The sequence below is a fragment of the Methylobacterium bullatum genome (assembly GCF_014845095.1).
Classification (GTDB): domain Bacteria; phylum Pseudomonadota; class Alphaproteobacteria; order Rhizobiales; family Beijerinckiaceae; genus Methylobacterium; species Methylobacterium bullatum.
Window position 1 is genome coordinate 1 of record NZ_NKUG01000072.1, and the last position, 16952, is coordinate 16952.

At 63.1% G+C, this 16952-nt stretch carries 34 protein-coding genes; 21 read left to right on the forward strand and 13 right to left on the reverse strand.

The annotated features are described in order from the left end of the window. Positions 1-36 precede the first annotated feature (36 nt). The 13 genes from MBTS_RS10925 to MBTS_RS10985 form a co-directional block, all read right to left on the reverse strand. The gene (locus tag MBTS_RS10925) at positions 37-246 is read right to left on the reverse strand and encodes a hypothetical protein (protein WP_192215617.1); all 210 of its coding nucleotides are present in this window, start codon (positions 244-246) and stop codon (positions 37-39) included. Further along, positions 246-1391, reverse strand: coding sequence for a WYL domain-containing protein (locus MBTS_RS10930; protein ID WP_192215618.1), 1146 nt, complete (start codon positions 1389-1391; stop codon positions 246-248). Before MBTS_RS10930 ends, MBTS_RS10925 begins: the two co-directional genes overlap by 1 nt. Further along, the gene (locus tag MBTS_RS10935) at positions 1388-1777 is read right to left on the reverse strand and encodes an HNH endonuclease (protein WP_192215619.1); all 390 of its coding nucleotides are present in this window, start codon (positions 1775-1777) and stop codon (positions 1388-1390) included. Before MBTS_RS10935 ends, MBTS_RS10930 begins: the two co-directional genes overlap by 4 nt. Next, positions 1778-2302, reverse strand: coding sequence for a hypothetical protein (locus tag MBTS_RS10940; protein ID WP_192215620.1), 525 nt, complete (start codon positions 2300-2302; stop codon positions 1778-1780). Further along, positions 2299-2928 (reverse strand): lambda exonuclease family protein, encoded by a 630-nt coding sequence (locus MBTS_RS10945; protein WP_192215621.1) that lies wholly within the window; start codon positions 2926-2928, stop codon positions 2299-2301. The genes MBTS_RS10940 and MBTS_RS10945 overlap by 4 nt, the downstream gene beginning before the upstream one ends. Continuing rightward, positions 2925-3707 carry an ERF family protein gene (locus tag MBTS_RS10950; protein WP_192215622.1) on the reverse strand — a complete coding sequence of 261 codons (783 nt, stop codon included), beginning with the start codon at positions 3705-3707 and terminating at the stop codon, positions 2925-2927. The genes MBTS_RS10945 and MBTS_RS10950 overlap by 4 nt, the downstream gene beginning before the upstream one ends. 105 nt (positions 3708-3812) lie before the next feature. Continuing rightward, positions 3813-4154 (reverse strand): hypothetical protein, encoded by a 342-nt coding sequence (locus MBTS_RS10955; protein ID WP_192215623.1) that lies wholly within the window; start codon positions 4152-4154, stop codon positions 3813-3815. After that, positions 4154-4462 carry a hypothetical protein gene (locus MBTS_RS10960; RefSeq protein ID WP_192215624.1) on the reverse strand — a complete coding sequence of 103 codons (309 nt, stop codon included), beginning with the start codon at positions 4460-4462 and terminating at the stop codon, positions 4154-4156. The genes MBTS_RS10955 and MBTS_RS10960 overlap by 1 nt, the downstream gene beginning before the upstream one ends. A 3-nt stretch (positions 4463-4465) precedes the next feature. Beyond that, positions 4466-4795, reverse strand: coding sequence for a hypothetical protein (locus MBTS_RS10965; protein WP_192215625.1), 330 nt, complete (start codon positions 4793-4795; stop codon positions 4466-4468). A 3-nt stretch (positions 4796-4798) separates the two neighbouring features. Next, on the reverse strand, positions 4799-5095 hold the full coding sequence (locus tag MBTS_RS10970) for a hypothetical protein (protein WP_192215626.1): 297 nt from the start codon (positions 5093-5095) through the stop codon (positions 4799-4801). Position 5096: 1 nt separating this feature from the next. Next, positions 5097-5246 (reverse strand): hypothetical protein, encoded by a 150-nt coding sequence (locus tag MBTS_RS10975; RefSeq protein WP_192215627.1) that lies wholly within the window; start codon positions 5244-5246, stop codon positions 5097-5099. A gap of 3 nt (positions 5247-5249) precedes the next feature. After that, positions 5250-5801, reverse strand: a complete 552-nt coding sequence (locus MBTS_RS10980; protein ID WP_210322761.1) for a hypothetical protein — start codon at positions 5799-5801, stop codon at positions 5250-5252. Positions 5802-5896: 95 nt separating this feature from the next. Then, positions 5897-6574 (reverse strand): LexA family transcriptional regulator, encoded by a 678-nt coding sequence (locus MBTS_RS10985; protein ID WP_192215629.1) that lies wholly within the window; start codon positions 6572-6574, stop codon positions 5897-5899. 501 nt (positions 6575-7075) lie between these two features. Between MBTS_RS10985 and MBTS_RS10990 the strand changes: the two genes are divergently transcribed. The 21 genes from MBTS_RS10990 (at position 7076) to MBTS_RS11090 (ending at position 16870) form a co-directional block, all read left to right on the forward strand. Continuing rightward, positions 7076-7720: a hypothetical protein gene (locus MBTS_RS10990; RefSeq protein ID WP_192215630.1), complete on the forward strand. Its 645-nt coding sequence runs from the start codon at positions 7076-7078 to the stop codon at positions 7718-7720. Continuing rightward, entirely contained in the window at positions 7717-7914 is a 198-nt protein-coding gene (locus MBTS_RS10995; RefSeq protein ID WP_192215631.1) for a hypothetical protein, read from the forward strand. Before MBTS_RS10990 ends, MBTS_RS10995 begins: the two co-directional genes overlap by 4 nt. A gap of 3 nt (positions 7915-7917) precedes the next feature. After that, positions 7918-8490: a helix-turn-helix domain-containing protein gene (locus MBTS_RS11000; protein ID WP_192215632.1), complete on the forward strand. Its 573-nt coding sequence runs from the start codon at positions 7918-7920 to the stop codon at positions 8488-8490. 297 nt (positions 8491-8787) lie between these two features. Continuing rightward, complete coding sequence (locus tag MBTS_RS11005; RefSeq protein WP_192215633.1) at positions 8788-9192, forward strand: hypothetical protein; 405 nt, start codon at positions 8788-8790, stop codon at positions 9190-9192. Continuing rightward, the gene (locus tag MBTS_RS11010; protein ID WP_192215634.1) at positions 9189-9494 is read left to right on the forward strand and encodes a helix-turn-helix domain-containing protein; all 306 of its coding nucleotides are present in this window, start codon (positions 9189-9191) and stop codon (positions 9492-9494) included. The genes MBTS_RS11005 and MBTS_RS11010 overlap by 4 nt, the downstream gene beginning before the upstream one ends. Before the next feature lie 15 nt (positions 9495-9509). Next, the gene (locus tag MBTS_RS11015; RefSeq protein WP_192215635.1) at positions 9510-9770 is read left to right on the forward strand and encodes a DUF2312 domain-containing protein; all 261 of its coding nucleotides are present in this window, start codon (positions 9510-9512) and stop codon (positions 9768-9770) included. Between the two features lie 5 nt (positions 9771-9775). After that, a complete protein-coding gene (locus tag MBTS_RS11020) occupies positions 9776-10279 on the forward strand; it encodes a RuvC family protein (protein WP_192215636.1) in 504 nt (167 codons plus the stop codon). A gap of 205 nt (positions 10280-10484) precedes the next feature. Continuing rightward, positions 10485-10973 (forward strand): dCTP deaminase, encoded by a 489-nt coding sequence (gene dcd, locus MBTS_RS11025; protein WP_238254177.1) that lies wholly within the window; start codon positions 10485-10487, stop codon positions 10971-10973. Beyond that, the gene (locus MBTS_RS11030) at positions 10970-11365 is read left to right on the forward strand and encodes a RusA family crossover junction endodeoxyribonuclease (RefSeq protein WP_192215637.1); all 396 of its coding nucleotides are present in this window, start codon (positions 10970-10972) and stop codon (positions 11363-11365) included. The genes dcd and MBTS_RS11030 overlap by 4 nt, the downstream gene beginning before the upstream one ends. After that, positions 11362-11559: a hypothetical protein gene (locus MBTS_RS11035; RefSeq protein ID WP_192215638.1), complete on the forward strand. Its 198-nt coding sequence runs from the start codon at positions 11362-11364 to the stop codon at positions 11557-11559. The genes MBTS_RS11030 and MBTS_RS11035 overlap by 4 nt, the downstream gene beginning before the upstream one ends. After that, positions 11556-11813 carry a hypothetical protein gene (locus MBTS_RS11040; protein WP_192215639.1) on the forward strand — a complete coding sequence of 86 codons (258 nt, stop codon included), beginning with the start codon at positions 11556-11558 and terminating at the stop codon, positions 11811-11813. The genes MBTS_RS11035 and MBTS_RS11040 overlap by 4 nt, the downstream gene beginning before the upstream one ends. A gap of 4 nt (positions 11814-11817) precedes the next feature. Further along, entirely contained in the window at positions 11818-12039 is a 222-nt protein-coding gene (locus MBTS_RS11045) for a hypothetical protein (protein WP_056157953.1), read from the forward strand. Further along, complete coding sequence (locus MBTS_RS11050) at positions 12036-13448, forward strand: replicative DNA helicase (RefSeq protein WP_192215640.1); 1413 nt, start codon at positions 12036-12038, stop codon at positions 13446-13448. The genes MBTS_RS11045 and MBTS_RS11050 overlap by 4 nt, the downstream gene beginning before the upstream one ends. Continuing rightward, positions 13445-14383 (forward strand): hypothetical protein, encoded by a 939-nt coding sequence (locus MBTS_RS11055; RefSeq protein ID WP_192215641.1) that lies wholly within the window; start codon positions 13445-13447, stop codon positions 14381-14383. The genes MBTS_RS11050 and MBTS_RS11055 overlap by 4 nt, the downstream gene beginning before the upstream one ends. Continuing rightward, positions 14380-14574: a hypothetical protein gene (locus MBTS_RS11060; RefSeq protein ID WP_192215642.1), complete on the forward strand. Its 195-nt coding sequence runs from the start codon at positions 14380-14382 to the stop codon at positions 14572-14574. The genes MBTS_RS11055 and MBTS_RS11060 overlap by 4 nt, the downstream gene beginning before the upstream one ends. Beyond that, on the forward strand, positions 14571-15224 hold the full coding sequence (locus MBTS_RS11065; RefSeq protein WP_192215643.1) for a DNA-methyltransferase: 654 nt from the start codon (positions 14571-14573) through the stop codon (positions 15222-15224). The genes MBTS_RS11060 and MBTS_RS11065 overlap by 4 nt, the downstream gene beginning before the upstream one ends. Then, the gene (locus MBTS_RS11070) at positions 15221-15403 is read left to right on the forward strand and encodes a hypothetical protein (RefSeq protein ID WP_192215644.1); all 183 of its coding nucleotides are present in this window, start codon (positions 15221-15223) and stop codon (positions 15401-15403) included. The genes MBTS_RS11065 and MBTS_RS11070 overlap by 4 nt, the downstream gene beginning before the upstream one ends. Beyond that, positions 15400-15540 (forward strand): hypothetical protein, encoded by a 141-nt coding sequence (locus MBTS_RS11075; RefSeq protein WP_192215645.1) that lies wholly within the window; start codon positions 15400-15402, stop codon positions 15538-15540. The genes MBTS_RS11070 and MBTS_RS11075 overlap by 4 nt, the downstream gene beginning before the upstream one ends. After that, a complete protein-coding gene (locus tag MBTS_RS11080; RefSeq protein WP_192215646.1) occupies positions 15537-15980 on the forward strand; it encodes a hypothetical protein in 444 nt (147 codons plus the stop codon). The genes MBTS_RS11075 and MBTS_RS11080 overlap by 4 nt, the downstream gene beginning before the upstream one ends. Next, positions 15977-16237, forward strand: coding sequence for a hypothetical protein (locus MBTS_RS11085; protein ID WP_192215647.1), 261 nt, complete (start codon positions 15977-15979; stop codon positions 16235-16237). Before MBTS_RS11080 ends, MBTS_RS11085 begins: the two co-directional genes overlap by 4 nt. A 21-nt stretch (positions 16238-16258) precedes the next feature. Next, positions 16259-16870: a hypothetical protein gene (locus MBTS_RS11090; protein ID WP_192215648.1), complete on the forward strand. Its 612-nt coding sequence runs from the start codon at positions 16259-16261 to the stop codon at positions 16868-16870. Positions 16871-16952 lie beyond the last annotated feature (82 nt).

Here is a 16952-nt window from a genome sequence, read left to right on the forward strand (position 1 = left end):
GCTCTCCCAGGCACGGTGGTGTTGGGGTGGGGGCGGTCATGACAGCACCGCCAGCGCACCGTTGATGACCGTCAGAATGAGGGCGCAGGCAAGCAAGCCAATTCCTGCGAAGAAGAGGATTACCACCTCACCCTGACGCTCGATCCGTGATCCGCCCCTGCCATTGTCTGGAATGACCCATGGCGCCGAAATGGCAGCCGATCCAAGAATGACTAGGACGGCTGCTGTGATGACGAGGGCGGCCATCACGCCTCCTCCCCTGAGCTTTTGGAAGGTGAGGTCGGGGCGGTGGGGAGCGGCCACCACCGAAGAGCGTTCATGTAACCCCTCAAGGGGAACGGCCCATGCTTGCGGTCATCGACGCACCAAATCGTGCTGCCGGATACGCTCTCTTCCCACGCAACAGCATGGATGCCGGCGTTGTGATCGAACTCGACAAGGATGCGCGTTCCATCCTTCGGCGCTGTCTCCATCGGTTGTGGAGCGGGCCACCCGTCCCGCTCCCCTCCTTGTTGGGGATGGGCGAGGGCGGCGAGAGCCTCGATAGCAACCCCAGGCCCCTTGCCGGACACCCAAAGCACGACGTCTCCCGGAACCGGCCAATACTCGCCTTCCGGCAGTTGCCCGGCTTCTCCGAAAGCGATGTGCTCCTTGCGCGGCCGAAACAGAACGCCCGTCTTTCCCTCGTGCGTGATGGGACCGATATCGACCACGCCTTCGCCCAGCGTGATCTGCGTCGCTTCGATCCTGCGCTCCCCCTCACCTGTCGGTGTCGAGACGGAGAGGGCGGCGTCGATCCTCTGAAAGATGCCGCCGTTCTCATCGGGATGGTTTAGCCATGAGCAGGCAGACACATCCTTGGCGATATCGAGAAGGGTGTCCCGCGCTTCCTCCAACGCCGCTCGAACCGGGTCTCCGGGGGAGGGGGAAACCGCCACACCATTCCACGAATGGATGCCAGAGAGCGCATACGTCCGGCACGCAGCCTTGTCGTGATCGTAGCAGGTAAGCAGCCAGCCGGGCTCGGGATGCCAGTCTGTCGAGCCCCACTCGACGCCCCAAGGGGTAATGGTGCGGATGGCTCGCTCGCCGCGATAGTTCGTGTAGTCGAGGGTGACCTTTTCAGATGACCGAACCGGGTCTCCGGGGGAGGATGCACCCCCGCCATTATTCGCCTCGACCAACAGCGTCGCCAGCCGAAGAGCCGTCTCGTAGGACTGCCCGACCGTGGCGTGCTCCGAATGGAAGAACGTCGCGATGTCGTTGTCGTCCTCGTCGTGGATGTAGATCGCGTCGGCGGCACGCTCCGTGGGCTCGTTGACCCTGAGGCGGCGTGCCTGGTTAGCCCCCTCGCGCTTCGGGTTCGGGTTGGTGAGGGAGGGGGTGGTCATGGGCGCTGGTATCCGAGCTTGAGCTTTTCGATTGGCGAGCTGGCCCGGCGCTGTGGCGGGGCTGGCGAGAAGCCGGCGGATTTGATCTGGCTCGGCGGGCGGATGCCCAGCGCGGCTCGCTTGTTGCGCTTCGCCTTGGCGGCGCGGCTGTGATCGTCCGCGTCTTTCCCGGCCTTGCAGGACAGGTGCGCGGGACCGCAGTTAGCGTCGGTGTCCGCGCCTCCGAGCTCCAGAGCGCGGACGTGTTCGATGAACCAAGCGTCGCGTGTGCCGTCGATCTGGCCGCCGCACGTCACACAGTGGCCCTCATGCGCCTCCCAGATGCGGAGGACGCGGGTCGGGGTCATAGACTTGCGCTTGGTGGTGCCGACGTCCTGGTAGGGCATCTACGCAGCCCTCCCGGCTTCGTGGGAGAGCGTTCCAGCCGACACGCCGACCATCTCGTCGAGCAGGGCGAGCACCTTGTCCTTGCTATCGGCAAAGGTGCGCCGATCCATCGCCTTCAGGTTCTGGCTCTTGGCCGTCATCACGACGACCATGGCCTCGTGGATGACCACAGCGGCGTAGTCGTCCATGGGCGACACGAAAGCGGCGACCCGCCGTGCCTCGGATTTTGACGCGCAGACGATAGACCGCTCGTCGCGGAAGCCCGTCTGGATCAAAGCGTGTTTGCGAAGATGCTCCGGCGTCGGGAAGTGCCGAGAAACGTCCTCGGGCAACTGCTCCCATGCCTCGCGGACGCTCGCGAAGTAGTGCCGATGGCTGTTGGCCGAACGCTCCTCGTGAGGGACGAGCGTGTAAGTTTCGCCGATGGTGTAGGCGGCATCGGCCCGCTTCGCCCAATGCTGGTTCAGCGGAACGAGGGCTTCTCCATCCCAGCGGAATGGCAGAGGGGGAAGCGCGTCGCTCATGCCGCGGCCCTTACGTCAGAGCCATAGGCGCGGATCTTCTCGACGGTGGCGCGAAGCTCGTCGTTGAAGGCGTCCACGGCCTTGGACATGATCGCGATGTAGGTCTCGTCGCGGTAGGCGCGCTTCACGAGGAGGGGCAGCTTGGGCCAGTAGACGACGAGGTCGATCCACTCGCGCTCGGCGACCCAAAGCACGCCCTGGCACTGCGCCTTATGCTCCGGCAGGAACTCGTCCTTGAGGAGGGCGTCGATGAGCAGGTGAGGGAGCTTGGTCTTCACCTCAACCGCGCCCACGTCACCGATCAGGCTGTCGGGGCTGCATCCCTTGGGGCCGTTGACGATGAAGCCTACCTGTTGTGGCTCCACGTCAGCCGTGAAGGCGTAGAGGTCACGGGCCTCGTCCTCCATGGCCTTGCCCCGCTCCATGTGTGCGTTGCTGAAGCTCTCCATGGGCTCGCCGGTCAGGATTTCTCCGGCCAGCTTGAGCATGTAGGTGCGTCGCGTCTTGCTCTCAGCGCCAGCCTTGCCGGACGCCATGACCGTCGAGAACTCGGAGGCGGTCGGCATCCCGGCGCGAACGCGGAACCACTCTTCGCTGCCCTGGGCGCATTCAATGATCTGCATCATGGCTTCGCTCCCTGGCGAGACTTGGCGTCGATGCGGTCCTGAAGGATGCCGAGCGCTCGCGCGTGATCCTTCGTCAGGATGTCCGAGATGCTTTCGGCCTTCAGAACCGCGAGGAACTTGCCGATGTTGGCTTCGGCCTTGGTGACGAGGGCGCGGATTTCATCGGCCTGCTCGTCGGTGATGAAGCGCGCCGGCGCAGAACCCTGCCCGTCGTCGTCACGATCCTCCGCCAGCCGGCTCGTCAGGTTGAGTAAGGCGCGGGCGGTGTATCGCTGCCCGTAGCTGGTGGATGAGCCGACCGCCTGGACGGCATTCTTGCTGCCCGACGTGTCGAGCGGCAGATGGATCGTGGTCTGCTCCTTGTGACCGTCGCGATGGCGCAGTACGCCGGTCACGATGATCTGGCCTTCCTCGCGACCGCACAGGAAGCTGATGGAGAAACCGTGACGCGCCAGAACCGGCTTGATCGCCTCGTTGATGTCGTCCCACTTCGCGTAGGTGCTTTGGACCTTGCCGTACTTGTCCTTGATCCCACCGCGCTCGCCGATGATCGGCAGTTCGGGCTGCATCTCGGAAAGGGCCGCCGAATAGGCCGCCTCAGCCGTGCGGGAGGTGATCCGCTCGTAGAGGTCCATCAGCCGTTCGAGCTTGGTCACGTCGGTTGACGGATCGCTGGCGGCGCGGCCGATGACCTCCATCAGGGAGGTGGCATTGGCCTGGATCACGACCGGCTCGCGGCGTATCTCTTCGGCAGGCATGAGTTCGTGTTGGGCGTTCATCACACCTTCTCCGAGCGAGAGGATTGCAGGGACCACAGGCCGAGCCAGACGATCAGGGCGAGGACGGTGAAGAGGGGGATCAGCGCGAGGCCGTGGGACATGGCATCAGGCCGCTGCGCTTGAGCGGAAGTCGCTGTCCGGCGGGCCGGATGAAACCACGCGAGCCTGCTTGGCCTCGGCGACGAGCTCGACCCGTGCGCTACGCTCGGCAGGTGTGAGGGCCGCCGCCTTCGTGGCCTCAACTGACATCATCGCGACGTCGATCTGCGCGAGCATGTCTGTGAGGTTGCCGCGGACTTCCGCCATGCGCCGGATGAGGTCGTCGTATCCCTCGTCAGCGAAGGGAGCCGCGTGAGCGATGGTCTGCATCGGCGTCGTCAGCGTCCAAAGGGAGTTGCCAACGAACATGATGTTGTCGGTGAGACGGCAGCTGGTGGTGACGGACATTAAGCGGCCCTCATGTCAGAGATGTCGTGGCAGGGCGGGATCTGGCTGGTGGCCTCCGCGATCTTGGCGCGGATGCTCTCGCGGAGACGGGAAAGCCGAAGCTCGATGCCGTCAGCAATCTCGGTGAGGTCGAAGGCAGAGGCCGTCATCGACCAGGGATCGTCGGCAAGCTTGCGCTGAAACCGGGCGTTCTGAGCCGCTAGGTTCTGAAGGCAGATCGCCTTCTCGCCGTCGTCGGGCATGCCGGAGAGCTTGGCATCCAGCTTCTCGAAGTAGCTGGCGATCTTGGGGTTGCCGTAGGAGACCATGGCTCAGGCCTCCTCGCGCAGGAGTTCAGCGCGATATTCGGCGGCATCCTCGCGGTCGGCCTGGTCGGCTTCGACCGCATCGGCGACGAGGCTATCGAGCAGATCCGTGTCGGTTTCGACGAAGTTCGTCAGCCAATCCGGGACAGGAAGCTCGCTCTGCCCGTGCCAGAGCTTGATGGAGACGACTTCCGCGTCCGCACCATGGCCCGGCTCGTCGTAGCTACCCTTGAAAGCCGGGGTGAAATCGTAGCCGACGATCAGGGAAAGCTCGCGCTCGCCGCCGTCGTTGATGGACAGGCACAAGCCCGTCTTGAAGAAGCGGGTCTTTGCCATGGCTCAGGCCTCCGCTTTGGCGAGAGCGGCGCGAGCCGACTGAACCCAAACAGGATGCCGGTTTTTGTACCGCTGCTGCCGGTGAGCCCAATATTCGAGAGCCAGCTTCAGGGCGCAGATCATATCGACATGTAAAATGGCGGCGCGGACCACCTCGACAGCGAGGGCGTCTGAACCTTCGCCATCGAACATGATGGTGATTTCGCCGGCGTATATGACGGCGCTGTCAGTGACGGGCGTGCCGTCAAGGCGCTCGGCTGAACCAAGCGAGAGATCGCTAAGAGATACTGCCTGAGCCATCTCACGCCCTCCACACGAACGAGGAGGCCTGCCGGTCAGCAGTGCGAGCGCGATGGTGGCGGAGGGCTTCGCGCTGGAAGCCGATGGCGAGGCCGCCGAGAAGGATCAGCAGAAGCGCGAACGGGGCGAGGTTTTCGAGGAAAGTGCCCATGGCTCAGGCTGCCTTCTCAGAAGAAGCTGCCTGGAAAGCGCCATTCGCGAGGGCTCCGACAAAATTCAGCTTCAGAGGCGCGACGCTATCCGGGCCGCTTCCTGAACTGCCCTCGTCGTTCGTCCACTCGCCGTTATCGAGAGACGTCCAATCGACACCAACGGCCTCGGAAATCGCGCGAAGCTGCGGCTTACCGTAGAGGTCGTAATCCTCAATCTGCTTGGCGGCCTCGTCTTCGCCGAGAAGCCAGAGCCAAGCCTGCATGTGACAGATGGATCGGCCAGCGCTCAGGCCACGGCAGTCATTGGCCTTATCCCAAGCGAAGCTGAGATAGTCGCGAATTCTTTCGACGACCGAGACATCATCACGTCCCGCCGGCGACCAGTCATCAGCTATCGCCTCGGGGATCAAGAATGGCGATGCAGCCTCGAACGGAAGGGTTTCAATTAGATCCGAGTGGACGGCGCCGAAGAAGTCGGCGATGCCGTCCTCAAGGCTGCGGATCTTGGCGACAACCTCGTCATCGCTACGTCGAATGGTGGTGGGCTGGGACACTTCGATCTCCATCGGCTCGGGGAGCTGATGGAGTGACTGTATCGCTTTGTATCGCTACATGTCAAGCACTATCGATACAAACGATGCAGGATATTTTAGCGGATGCCCGATTTAACGATCAGATGCATTGCCTCAACCGCCCCGCGCTCAAAGCGAAGCTCGCTGGCAGGATTATACTGCGCGACCACAACGTGCTCGTTCGAGCCGGAGACGTACCGCTTGATGTAAGCGTGAAGCTCACCTCCCTGGTCCCGGACCTGAAGGACGATATGAGCCCCTTTATGGATCGTGCGGGTAGGGTGAATGTAGACGATCTCTCCCGCAAAGTAGCGGGGCTCCATGCTCTCTCCGACAACCTCTAGGGCGTAAGCTCCCGGCACATCGTCTAGCGACCTAGGCGATGGAATGTGGTCCGTCACGGTACCATCCAGCACTACTGCGCTCCCGCTACCACCCTTGGCACGCCCTACTACAGGCAGAGTTTTAAGGCCGTCGACAATTTCTCGCGGTTCCGGCCTCGCGTTTGGCTCCGGCAGATAAGCAACAGTAGCGCGCATCTCCCCAGTTCCGTTCCACAGCCAATCAAAATTTAACGAAAGCTTCTTCGCATAAGTTAAAGCCGCGTTCTTGGTCATCTCGCGTGTCCCGTTCTCGTGCGAGCGCCAAGTGCTCTGCGCGATCTGGAACCTCTCCGCAGCAATCGCCACACTGCTCAGGTTCGCCTCAAGCCTCGCAATCTGAAGACGCTCGCGGCGCTCGTCGTTCGCACTCATTTGGCAGGTCGCTTTCGTAACGGGTTGTATCGCGCCCTTGTATCGAAGCCCGTGCATCATAGGTGTTGACGCTGTATCGCTACTAATGATACAAAGGGTGCATGGATCACGCGCCCCACGACCCCCGATCTCTCATTGAGCTTTGGCCAAGCGCCGAAGTTTTCGCGCGCGACCTTGGCCTTAAGTATCCGTCGTACGCTCGGGTCATGAAGATCCGAAACAAGATCCCGAAGCGCTGGTGGGATCAAGCGGTCTTAAGCGCTAGCCGCCGTGGCATCGAGGGCGTCACTCATCGCTCGCTGGAACGCCTTCATACTGCGGGCCAGGTCATCACCTCGAATGAGCCCGCGCATCAGACGGCTAACATCGCATGACTGCTGAGGACGCTCTCTGCCTCGCCGTCGCGGCCCTCTGCGCCGCCTGGGTTGCCTTCGTGCTGATCCGCGGTCCCGGCCCTGACCTTCATCCCATCTCCGCTCCTCTCAATTGGAACACGATCCGATGAGCGTCACATCTGGAAGCCTCAGAACCCCAGTCGATCAATCTGCAGTCATCTCCGCCGTGCTCGCGGGCAGGAAGATGACTGAGATCGGCCGCGAGCTTGGTGTCAGCAAGCAGCGCATTGGCCAGATCGTCCGCAAGGCTGGCGTGGTCGCGCCGACCGGGAATGAGGGTATCGCGGCAGCGCGCGCTCAGGTCGAGGACTTGGTGAAGGCGGGCATGTCCGACGCCCTCATTGCCAAGACCCTGATGGCGTCTGTCACGATGGTTGCTGGCGAGCGTTGCCGCCTCGGGCTGTCTGAAGGCTATCGCCGCGAAACGCTGCGACCAATAATACTGCAGCACCTCGCGAATGGGTTCTCGTTCAGGCGCATCGATCAGATGCTCGGGATGAACCGAGGCCAATCGAAAACAATGGTCAAGGATGCGGGTGTCTCTTCCCGCTGCAGCAAGTTCCGTGACTTTTCTCATCGGCGAGCGATAGCCCTCAAGTTGAGATCGGAAGGTGCGACTTGGCAAGCCGTTGCGGCAGCTTTTGCTGAGCACGAAGGCTTCCAGATTACTTCGACGGGCGCTCACTTTTGGTGCTGGAAGCACCACCCCGATTTGTTTGCATCAAAGAGCAGCAAGGGGTCTGCCCGATGAGCGTTCTCACCGTTCCGCGCATCAGCGCGTCCGAGGCCCTCCTGGGCGCTTCCTCTGACTTGGCCGATCATTCGAGTTCGCTCGGACTGATCGGCCCTTTGGAGGACCGCATCGCAACGCTCGGCGTGCTGGTCTTGCTCAGCATTCCCTACGTGTTCCTCGGCGCGGCCGCCGCTTGGCTTCTGGGAGCCTGAGCGATGGCTGGTGGTGGTCCGCTTCCCGTCCGTGAATACGGCCCCGGCGACGTCGCCGAGATGAAAGCTCGCGCCGCTGCCCTGCGCGCCAAGATGTTCGCTCCGATCCCGACTCCTCCGCCGCGTCACCCGGCTCCGAAGCTGGTCGATCCGCCGGTTTTTGTGCCTCCGGTCGTGGTCGTTGAGGAGGCCGAGGTCGTCGCGCCTGCCACAGAAGAGGCGCCGGCCAGCGATGGCGAGCCTGAGTACTTCTTCCCCGCGGCACTGATGGTTAGCGATGTGCGGGAAATGGTCAGCCGGATCACCGGCATATCCGTCATTCACATGTGTGGCGCGCGCCATTCGGCTCACATCGTGAAGGCTCGGCACATAGCCTTCTATATCGCGCGGGAATTTACAGGTCAGTCTTACCCGAAAATCGGCCGTAGATTTGGTGGCCGCGACCATACAACGATCATGTACGGGTGCAGTCGCGTTGCTCACGTCTTGGATCTCGCTGGTGTCCAGCATCACGATGATGCCCAGAGCTTAATCACCACTCTCTGGTCTTTGGATTGGCCTCGGGGGAGCAAATGATGCTCGCCCCGCAGGTCCAGTTTGAGTTGTTCTCCCGTCCGGTTTGGCCTGCCAGCCTTCGGACGCTCGAATTGAGTGGGCCGAGCCACCTCCCTGCCAGGACGGTAACTTCGGCTTCCAGCACGCGCTCTGTCGATATGCTCCAGGAAAGAACTATCGGCAGCGATCTCCTCGAAAATAAGTCTTCCGATCGGCAGCTCCTTTCTATCGGTCATTCCGTGTCTCTCCCCGGTGTCGAGGTTCACTCAACACCGATGGAGAAACCCGTTGCGAACTTTTTTTGGTCGGAAACGGACAATGCTGACGTCCTCTGACGCCTTCAGCGTGGTGACGCCGCGCCTCTCGCTTCTCGTGAAGCGTGCCGAGTACGCCACCGGCTCGCGGATGCTCGCCTACGCGAATGTCGCCAGGGCGGTCGGCACATCGGCTTCTTGGGTTCGGAAGGTGCTCGGCAACCAGCCGGTAGCTGAGCCTTCATGGCGCGTCGTGACCAACCTCATCAACGAATACGAAGCCGCCTGCGCGCGGCTCGAAGAAGACGTTGCGGCCGAAAAGGCGCGGTTCCTGGCACTGAGTAGGGAGTCTCATGCGGTGGTTAAAGCTGAAGATCGACCGTTGGGCGCTGCGAAAAGCGTCCGCAAGACTGGAGCGCGGCGAGCCTCTGGGATGGTTCCTGACATGGTGGACGAGGGCCGGCGATGACTAGCGCCCGCCCCGTCATGATGAGCGAACGGCGCAAGATGCGCGAGTGGCGTGCCGAGGGCATGAGCTACTGCGCCATCGCTCAGGCTCTCGGCCGCTCGCACGAGACGGTGCGCGATCACGCCAGCGACGTGGAAGCTCCGCTCGTCCGGACGATGCAATCCAAGCGGGATGTGATGCTGCGCGTCGCCCTGCGTCAGCAGCGGATCATCGACACCTGCAACCGCGCCCTTGGCCTCCGCCCCGCTGACGTTCTCGTCATGCCCGGCTGTGACGGCCCTGACTTCAACCCTTCCCTCTAGCCTCGGAGTACCACCATGGCCGCTTCCCCCGCCGTCGATAACTCGTCCGTCGCTGCCGATCAGCTCAAGGCTTTCATCGAGCGCATCGAGCGCGTGTCCGAGGAGATCGACGGCCTGGCTGGTGATCGCAAGGACATCTACGCGGAGGCCAAGGCTACTGGCTTCGACGTGAAGGCTCTCCGCAAAATCGTAGCTCTTCGGAAGAAGGATCACGCCGAGCGCCAGGAAGAGCAGGCGATCCTCGAACTCTACCAGCAAGCGCTGGGCATGGACTGATCGCCATGGCCGAGCTTTGCCTCATGGCGATTGACCCCGGCCTGACCGGCGCCGTCGCTTTCTATTTCCCGGAGCATCCCGAGCGGATTGCTGTCGAGGATATGCCCGTCGTGAACGGGGAGGTGAACGTTCCTGAGTTAGAGCGCTGCATTCGCTCGTTCGCGCCGGCCCTGGCTGCCGTCGAGATCGTCAACGCCATGCCGAGCATTCCCGGCAAGGACGGCAAGCGTCGGTCCATGGGTGCCGCCAGCGCCTTCAATTTCGGCGGCGCCTTTCACGCAGCCAAGGCCACCGTCCAGTGCTGCAAGGTGCCGATGCACCTCGTGTCACCGAAGACGTGGCGCGCTCACTTCCATCTGCGCGGTGGCGGTGAAGCCAAGGAGATTTCCCGCGGGGAAGCTCTGCGTCTGTTTCCGGCCTCCTCCGATCGGTTCCGCCGCAAGGGCGACCACAACCGCGCCGAGGCCGCTCTGCTCGCCAAGTTCGCCGCCGACATTCTCAACGGGTGATCGCCATGCACGCTGAACAACACGAGGTCGCCGCACCTCTACCTTCGGATAGAAATCAGGCGGTCATCGCCGAGCTTTGGGCTCAGGGCGATTGGGATAGCGCGGAGATCGCGCAAACCCTCGCCTTGTCGGAGAGTGCTGTCTGTCGTGTGCTGGCGGATCAACAGGACGCTCGCTGCTTCGCCCGCAAGATGGGGAGGTCGGCATGATCCTCCCCGATTACATGATCCGCGAGCGGATGGTCCTCGGCGATGCCGGTGAGCGGCACATCTTGGAACCATGGAGCGAGCGCACCGTCGCCAATGGCATGTCCTACGGCGTTTCGTGCGCCGGATACGACATCCGCGCCAAGCAGGACGTAACCCTAGAGCCGAAGGGTTTCGCACTGCTGTCCAGCGTCGAACATTTCTGGATGCCCGATGATGTGACGGCCTTCGTCCACGACAAGTCGACTTGGGCGCGTCGCGGTCTCACCGTCTACAACACCGTGATCGAATGCGCCTGGAAAGGCTGGCTAACGATTGAGGCCAGCAATCTCGGAAACGACACGCTCCGCATCCGTGCCGGCGATCCAATTGCTCAGATTATCTTCCACCAGATGGCCGCGCCTCCCGAGCGGACCTATGCCGGCGGGAAGTACGACAACCAAGCCGACGAGCCCGTGTCCGCCATCATGGAGGACATCGAGGCATGATCTGCTTCACCGTCGCCATCCCGCCTTCCACGAACAACCTGTTCTTCAGCGTGCCCGGCCGTGGGCGCGTGAAGTCCGATGCTTACAAAGCATGGATCAAGGAAGCGTCCATAGTCGCCAAGCTGGCGATCCGGGCGAAGCGGATCGACGGTCCTTATGCCCTCTGCATCCAGATCGGTAAGCCCGACAACCGCAAGCGGGACATCGGCAATCTTGAGAAGCCGATCTCGGACCTCCTCGTCAGCATCGGCGCCGTCAACGACGACGGCGACTGCCAGCGGATCGAGATGGAATGGTCGCCGAACGTGGACGGCGCCTTCGTCCGCGTCATGGAGACGAAGGCCGTCCCGACACGCAAGACCGCACTCGCATCTGCCGAGGTGTCGGCATGAAGCAGGTCACGCTCACCCCATTCGAAAAGCTGACGCGCTCTCAGCTTATCAGCATCGCCGACCTGTGGTGGAAGCGCCTCGATACTGTGGAGATCGGCGACCGCCTCAAAATCTCTGAGGCAGACGTCTGCCGGGTTATCGCCAGACAGCAGCGCAACCGCCGCAACACGCTTCTGTCGTCGAGGCGCGCATGACCGGCTGCGACTTCCACGGCTTGGGACCATTCGCCGACAACCTCACCAATGCCATGCGCGGCAAGCTCGCCCTGCGCCTCACCAAGGCCTGCGCTGCTGCTCCCGAAGCTCGCCCCGCTGCCATCGCGCTTGGCCGGGTCGCTGAGCCTGCGCGCCGCGCCGAAGCCCTCGCCATTCTGAACGCCATGCCGTCGTTGCCGCGTCGGTACGTGCTCAGCCGCTACGCCGCCCTCTCCAAGCTATCGAAGGAGTAACCGCATGAACGTGGTCGACTTCACGCGTCACCAGGAGGACCGCGCCGCCGCGGCCTGGGATAGCTATGTGCGAGCTCGTGACGCCGCTGAGCACAGCCGGAACCTCTCTGACGGGATCGCCGCCGGCAAGGCTTGGCGCACCTTCCTGACGCTGTTCCAGACACCTGAGCAGACCGCGGCACATGAGGCCGTCGATCACTCGCTGGCGCAGCGTCGCCGCGGATGAGTGGGTACGCGCATCCTGGCGCAGAGGCGCCACCGAACGCTATCGAGGCCGAGCAGGGCCTGATCGGTGCTGTGCTTCACAACCCGGACATCCTCGACCGGGTGCGTGAGTACGTGCGCGCGGAGGATTTCGCCGAGGACGTGAACCGCCACATCTTCGAGACGATGTGCCAGCGCCGCGACGTCGGCGAGACCATTGACTTCAAGCTCATGAAGGCCGTCCTCGGCGATGCCGATCTCGGCGGGGCTACGGTGGGTCAGTACCTCGGTCGCCTCGTCGCCGAAGCAACCACCGTCAGCGGCGCTCCCGGCTATGCCCGCCTCATCGCCCATGCCGCACAGATGCGCCGGGTTCTGGAGACCTGTCAGGCCGGCACCGCCGCCATGATGGCCGGCGCCGTAGCGAGTCCCGCCGATTACGCCGCGCAGATGATCGAGGATCTGGACGAGGTGGCCACGTCGGCACTGTCCGCCGGACTTCGCCGCACCTCTATCGGTCAGAGCGTCCAGAGCGTCATCACCCGCGTGGACAACGCTAGGGCAGGGCGGGTGATCACGGGCGCCCCCTACGGCCTTCCCAGCCTCGACCGCGCCACCCTCGGGATGCGCGAGAACCAGCTTATCATCCTCGCCGGCCGGCCCGGCATGGGGAAGACTGCGACCGCCATCCACATCGGCATGTCCAGCGCCCGCACTGCCGGTGCCGTTGGCTTCGTCAGCCTGGAGATGGGCGCCGACGAGCTCGCCGAGCGCGTCCTCGCCTCGGCAGCCTACAATCCCCGTGAGATCGACGAGATCAGCTATCGGTCCATTGCCGAGGCGCGTGGCCTCTCGCGGATCGCCATGGAGCGCCTGCGCCGCGCCGCCGATGAGTGCGCCGACATCCCGCTCTGGATTGAGCAGCAGCCCGGCCTGACCATCTCCCAGATCAGCGCGCGCGCCCGTCAGATGAAGATGCGGGCCGAGCGGATGGGAATGCCCTTCGCCGCCCTGGTGGTGGATCACATCGGCCTCATCCGCCCATCCAAGCGGTACGCCGGCAACCGGGTCCAAGAGATCACCGAGATTTCCGCGGCCCTCAAGGGCCTGGCGAAGGAACTCGGCTCGCCGGTGGTGGCCCTCTCTCAGCTCAACCGCAGCGTCGAGAGCCGAGAAGACAAGCGCCCGGTGCTCTCGGACCTCCGCGACAGCGGCTCCATCGAGCAGGACGCTGACGTGGTGATCGGCCTGTTCCGGGAAGCCTACTACCTGGAGCGGAAAGTCGAGCGGACGGACGAGGAGACCGACCGTCTCTGCCACCGTCGCAATGTCCTCGAAATCGAGATCCTGAAGCAGCGCTCCGGCCCCACGGTTCGCATCGACTGCTTCTGCGACATCGCCTGCAACGTCCTCGCGGAGATGGCCCAATGAGTGATCGTGGCGTGTTCGCCGTTGACCGCGGGATCTTCACCGACCCCGATTTCGCCGATGAGCCCTTTACGGAGCGAGAGGCATTTCTTTGGCTTGTCGCCGAAGCAGCCTGGAAGGAGCGACGCGTGCGCTCCGGATCGTCGACCGTCGACATCCAGCGCGGACAGCTTTGCCATTCGGTGCGCTTCATGGCCGAGGCTTGGCGCTGGTCAAAATCCCGCGTGGATCGGTTTCTTTCGCGCCTCGAAAACCGGGATACCATTCGGCGCGATAATGGGACAGCACAATCCGTCGTAACCATCTGTAAATACGAGGAATTTCAGAGGGTGTCTATGCCTGAGCGGGACAGTAATGGGACACCTGCCGGGACAGAGATGGGACAGCAGCGGGACAAACTAGAAGACATTAAAAACATTAAAACACATACATCCTCGACTGCCTCGGATCGGCGCATATTCCGGGAAGCGTTCTGGCCGAACTATCCGAAGCGCCAAGGCTCAAATCCGCCAGATCCGGCAGAGGCCGCTTACCTCAAGGCCATCAAAAACGGCGCCACCCATGAGGAGATCGCTGCCGGCCTTGAAGGCTACAGCGCTCAGTGCCGATCCACCGAGATCCTGAATACGAAATTCGTCGCGATGGCTTCGACGTGGCTCAATCAGGGTCGGTGGAAGGAATTCGTTGGGCCCAGAGCGCAGTCCGCTCCGACAGCCGCAGCTTCCTCCGAGGACTACCTCTCCAAGCTCACCGATGACCGCTGGAGAGACGCCCTCCGCCAGTGGAAGAAGACCGGCGGCCAGTGGGATCTCTCCCGCCATTCCAGCCCACCGGACAGCCCGAAAACCAAGGTTCCCCAACGCTTCCTGACGGAGTTCGGCATCCAGCCGAGAAGCTTTCGCGACGTCCACGACCTGCTTTCAGTGAGGGCCGCATGACCCGCCTCCTCCTCACCTCCAAGGGCGAGAAGACCGTCTGCGCGGACCGGGACGACCGGGGCGGGGTGCTGCTGACCGGACGGGACGAGCAGCAGGTGGAACTGATGCGGGGAATGATCCTGCGCTTGGCAGTCATCGCCTTGATTCCGATGTGGGTCGTGGCGCTATTCATGAACGAGGTGGCGGCATGAGCAACCGGGTCGAACACCTCGCCGAGGGCGTGACGCTGTATCTGGGGGACGCGGAAGAGGTCGCCGAACTGGTGACGGGCGTCGACGTCGTCGTGAGCGATCCGCCGTACCCGAACAGTGCCGGGCATTTTCTCGACGGCATCGCGGCGGCCGAGAAGGTTTGCCGGACGTTTGCCTGCGATCGGTGGCTCATTTTCTGGACCGAGATTGAGGCTCCGCCCGTACCGTTGCCCTTGGTTGGCATCCACATCTGGCACCGTAGCAACACCAACCGGCCGGACAACTATGAGCCGGTTTTTGTCTTCAACCGGGACGGAAAGAAGCGCGCTAGCCGTGTGCTGTCCTATCCGGTTGTCGCCCTTGGCCTGACTGGCTGCTGGGAGGCGACAGAGCACCCGACGCAGAAGCATTCTGGGCTGATGGCTGACCTCATCAAGCGGCACAGCGAAGCCGACGAGATGATCTTTGATCCGTTCATGGGGTCAGGAACGACGGGCGTCGCTGCTGTGAAACTCGGCAGGCGATTTGTCGGCTGTGAGGTCGAGCCGAGGTTCTTCGACATCGCGTGTCGTCGGATCGCTGACGAACTGCGCCGCCCGCAACTCTTCGCCGAGCCTGTTGCCCGGCAGTCTCAGGGAGCGCTGCTGTGATCTCCTGGCTCCACTACGTCCGCCATATCGACGTGCCCGTTTACGAGGCCAACGGCTGGCGCTTCGCGTCTGACCTCGGCTCGACGCACGGGGCCTATTCCATCCTGATGATCTGGGCGGGCGAGGGCTCCCCCTCTCCCCGTCAGTCCCCGACCGCAGAGAGGGACGCGCGAGCATGAGCGACCCCAACATCGTCGCGAACCTCGTGTGGGCCTTCGTCCTCTGCGTGGTCGGCGTGGCCTGGGCCGTCGCTTGGGCTGCCAAGGGGGCGGGGAAGACCACCGTCCACATCCATCACCATCGGGAGCCAGAATGATGCCTCCCCTCACCGACAAGGCAGCCAGCTTCGCCAGAACCGAAACAGAGGAGGGGACCGTGGGAGACGTACCGGAGATGGTCGAGAGGGTCGCGAGGGCGATCTGGGATGCCGAGAATAGCGTAGACGGAGACACCATCGGTACGATGATCCACGCCTCGGACGTCGTGCAAGTCCATGGTGACGACAAGGGTATTCCGGCGGCAATGGAAGTCTGCCGGACAATCGCGCGTGCTGCCATCGCCGCAATGCGCGAGCCGACCGACGAGATGCGTTATGCCGGCTGGTTTAATCGCCTCAAGTTTCGTGGAGAAACTGACGAGGCCGCCGCCAGAATGGCAATCGAAAAGGTCCGCGACCACCGGCAAAGTTGGGAAGACCTGTCGAGTTATCGCACTTCCATCGACGCCGCCCTCGGCAACGCGGAGGTGGCGCGATGAGCGAGACAATCGCCGAACAGATCGTCCGTCTGCTGGACGCCATCGCGAACAAGTACGACGGGCTCCGGTACGTCGAACCTCTCGTTGAGCAGGCCAGCCACCGCTACGGCGAGCTAAAAAGCCAAGGCCGTGACTTCGGCACGTCATCTCGGATTGCTCGCTCGGAAGCTGTGGCGGCGCTGATCAATCGCGGCGGGCATCTGCCTCCCGCGCCAGAGTTCGACGACGCTGGCGAAGTCGCCCCTCCCTCCGCCTAACCCTCATCCCGGAGACGCCCGATGGCCTTCGCACGCACGCCAGAACAGATCGAACGCTTCAGGAGCCTCGCAGCGCCCCGTCGTGAGGCCAATGGCCGGAAGCAGCGCCCAACCACCTCGGCAGGCCGTGTGGAGGCCAGGAAGGCAAAGGACGACATGTCTGAGACCGAAGCACTGAGCGTCGCCCTGAGCCAGCCGCATCGGAGGCCGTTCAAGTCCTCGCGCCTGGATCCGAAACTCGGCATGCGCGACCAGCGGGTGGGATACCCCATCGGCCGCCTCTACCTCGAAGGCCAACTCACCATCGACCAGTTCAACACCAGCCACCGCTACATCGAGCTCTACGAGAGGTATGCCCATCAGGTGGTCGGCGTCGCGCCGAAGTTCCCGTGCCAAGCCATCAGCGATGCGCCGGGAGGGAAGGGCACCGGCCGGGAGATGACGTTCGAGGAGGCCGACAAGATCAAGGCGCAGTGGCATGAAGCCCAGACTGCCCTAGCCGACACCGGCGAATGGTCCGCTTGCGCCGGCGCCCTCGTCGCCATTGGCGTGATGCTCAAGAACCCGAGGAACGACGCCGAACTCGGCGCGCTCAGAGTCGGCCTAAACGCCCTCCACAAAACGTGGAAGTAGGGCGTTGACACGGCGTTCAAAAAATTCCATGGTCACGTCGTTATCGGGCGCTTTGCGTCCTCAGGGCTGGTCCGCAGGGGCT

Coding starts and splice junctions, on each gene's coding strand:
- MBTS_RS11000 (WP_192215632.1), top strand. CDS start 7,918: ATGGCTGGTGGTGGTCCGCTTCCCGTCCGTGAATACGGCCCCGGCGAC.
- MBTS_RS10950 (WP_192215622.1), bottom strand. CDS start 3,707: ATGAACGCCCAACACGAACTCATGCCTGCCGAAGAGATACGCCGCGAG.
- MBTS_RS10935 (WP_192215619.1), bottom strand. CDS start 1,777: ATGCCCTACCAGGACGTCGGCACCACCAAGCGCAAGTCTATGACCCCG.
- MBTS_RS11080 (WP_192215646.1), top strand. CDS start 15,537: ATGATGCCTCCCCTCACCGACAAGGCAGCCAGCTTCGCCAGAACCGAA.
- MBTS_RS11020 (WP_192215636.1), top strand. CDS start 9,776: ATGGCCGAGCTTTGCCTCATGGCGATTGACCCCGGCCTGACCGGCGCC.
- MBTS_RS10975 (WP_192215627.1), bottom strand. CDS start 5,246: ATGGGCACTTTCCTCGAAAACCTCGCCCCGTTCGCGCTTCTGCTGATC.
- MBTS_RS11090 (WP_192215648.1), top strand. CDS start 16,259: ATGGCCTTCGCACGCACGCCAGAACAGATCGAACGCTTCAGGAGCCTC.
- MBTS_RS11065 (WP_192215643.1), top strand. CDS start 14,571: ATGAGCAACCGGGTCGAACACCTCGCCGAGGGCGTGACGCTGTATCTG.
- MBTS_RS11035 (WP_192215638.1), top strand. CDS start 11,362: ATGAAGCAGGTCACGCTCACCCCATTCGAAAAGCTGACGCGCTCTCAG.
- MBTS_RS11075 (WP_192215645.1), top strand. CDS start 15,400: ATGAGCGACCCCAACATCGTCGCGAACCTCGTGTGGGCCTTCGTCCTC.
- MBTS_RS11045 (WP_056157953.1), top strand. CDS start 11,818: ATGAACGTGGTCGACTTCACGCGTCACCAGGAGGACCGCGCCGCCGCG.
- MBTS_RS11040 (WP_192215639.1), top strand. CDS start 11,556: ATGACCGGCTGCGACTTCCACGGCTTGGGACCATTCGCCGACAACCTC.
- MBTS_RS10970 (WP_192215626.1), bottom strand. CDS start 5,095: ATGGCTCAGGCAGTATCTCTTAGCGATCTCTCGCTTGGTTCAGCCGAG.
- MBTS_RS10985 (WP_192215629.1), bottom strand. CDS start 6,574: ATGAGTGCGAACGACGAGCGCCGCGAGCGTCTTCAGATTGCGAGGCTT.
- MBTS_RS10990 (WP_192215630.1), top strand. CDS start 7,076: ATGAGCGTCACATCTGGAAGCCTCAGAACCCCAGTCGATCAATCTGCA.
- MBTS_RS11030 (WP_192215637.1), top strand. CDS start 10,970: ATGATCTGCTTCACCGTCGCCATCCCGCCTTCCACGAACAACCTGTTC.
- MBTS_RS11060 (WP_192215642.1), top strand. CDS start 14,380: ATGACCCGCCTCCTCCTCACCTCCAAGGGCGAGAAGACCGTCTGCGCG.
- MBTS_RS11055 (WP_192215641.1), top strand. CDS start 13,445: ATGAGTGATCGTGGCGTGTTCGCCGTTGACCGCGGGATCTTCACCGAC.
- MBTS_RS11015 (WP_192215635.1), top strand. CDS start 9,510: ATGGCCGCTTCCCCCGCCGTCGATAACTCGTCCGTCGCTGCCGATCAG.
- MBTS_RS11085 (WP_192215647.1), top strand. CDS start 15,977: ATGAGCGAGACAATCGCCGAACAGATCGTCCGTCTGCTGGACGCCATC.
- dcd (WP_238254177.1), top strand. CDS start 10,485: ATGATCCTCCCCGATTACATGATCCGCGAGCGGATGGTCCTCGGCGAT.
- MBTS_RS11050 (WP_192215640.1), top strand. CDS start 12,036: ATGAGTGGGTACGCGCATCCTGGCGCAGAGGCGCCACCGAACGCTATC.
- MBTS_RS11010 (WP_192215634.1), top strand. CDS start 9,189: ATGACTAGCGCCCGCCCCGTCATGATGAGCGAACGGCGCAAGATGCGC.
- MBTS_RS10960 (WP_192215624.1), bottom strand. CDS start 4,462: ATGGTCTCCTACGGCAACCCCAAGATCGCCAGCTACTTCGAGAAGCTG.
- MBTS_RS10955 (WP_192215623.1), bottom strand. CDS start 4,154: ATGTCCGTCACCACCAGCTGCCGTCTCACCGACAACATCATGTTCGTT.
- MBTS_RS10965 (WP_192215625.1), bottom strand. CDS start 4,795: ATGGCAAAGACCCGCTTCTTCAAGACGGGCTTGTGCCTGTCCATCAAC.
- MBTS_RS10995 (WP_192215631.1), top strand. CDS start 7,717: ATGAGCGTTCTCACCGTTCCGCGCATCAGCGCGTCCGAGGCCCTCCTG.
- MBTS_RS10940 (WP_192215620.1), bottom strand. CDS start 2,302: ATGAGCGACGCGCTTCCCCCTCTGCCATTCCGCTGGGATGGAGAAGCC.
- MBTS_RS10930 (WP_192215618.1), bottom strand. CDS start 1,391: ATGACCACCCCCTCCCTCACCAACCCGAACCCGAAGCGCGAGGGGGCT.
- MBTS_RS11005 (WP_192215633.1), top strand. CDS start 8,788: ATGCTGACGTCCTCTGACGCCTTCAGCGTGGTGACGCCGCGCCTCTCG.
- MBTS_RS10945 (WP_192215621.1), bottom strand. CDS start 2,928: ATGATGCAGATCATTGAATGCGCCCAGGGCAGCGAAGAGTGGTTCCGC.
- MBTS_RS10925 (WP_192215617.1), bottom strand. CDS start 246: ATGGCCGCCCTCGTCATCACAGCAGCCGTCCTAGTCATTCTTGGATCG.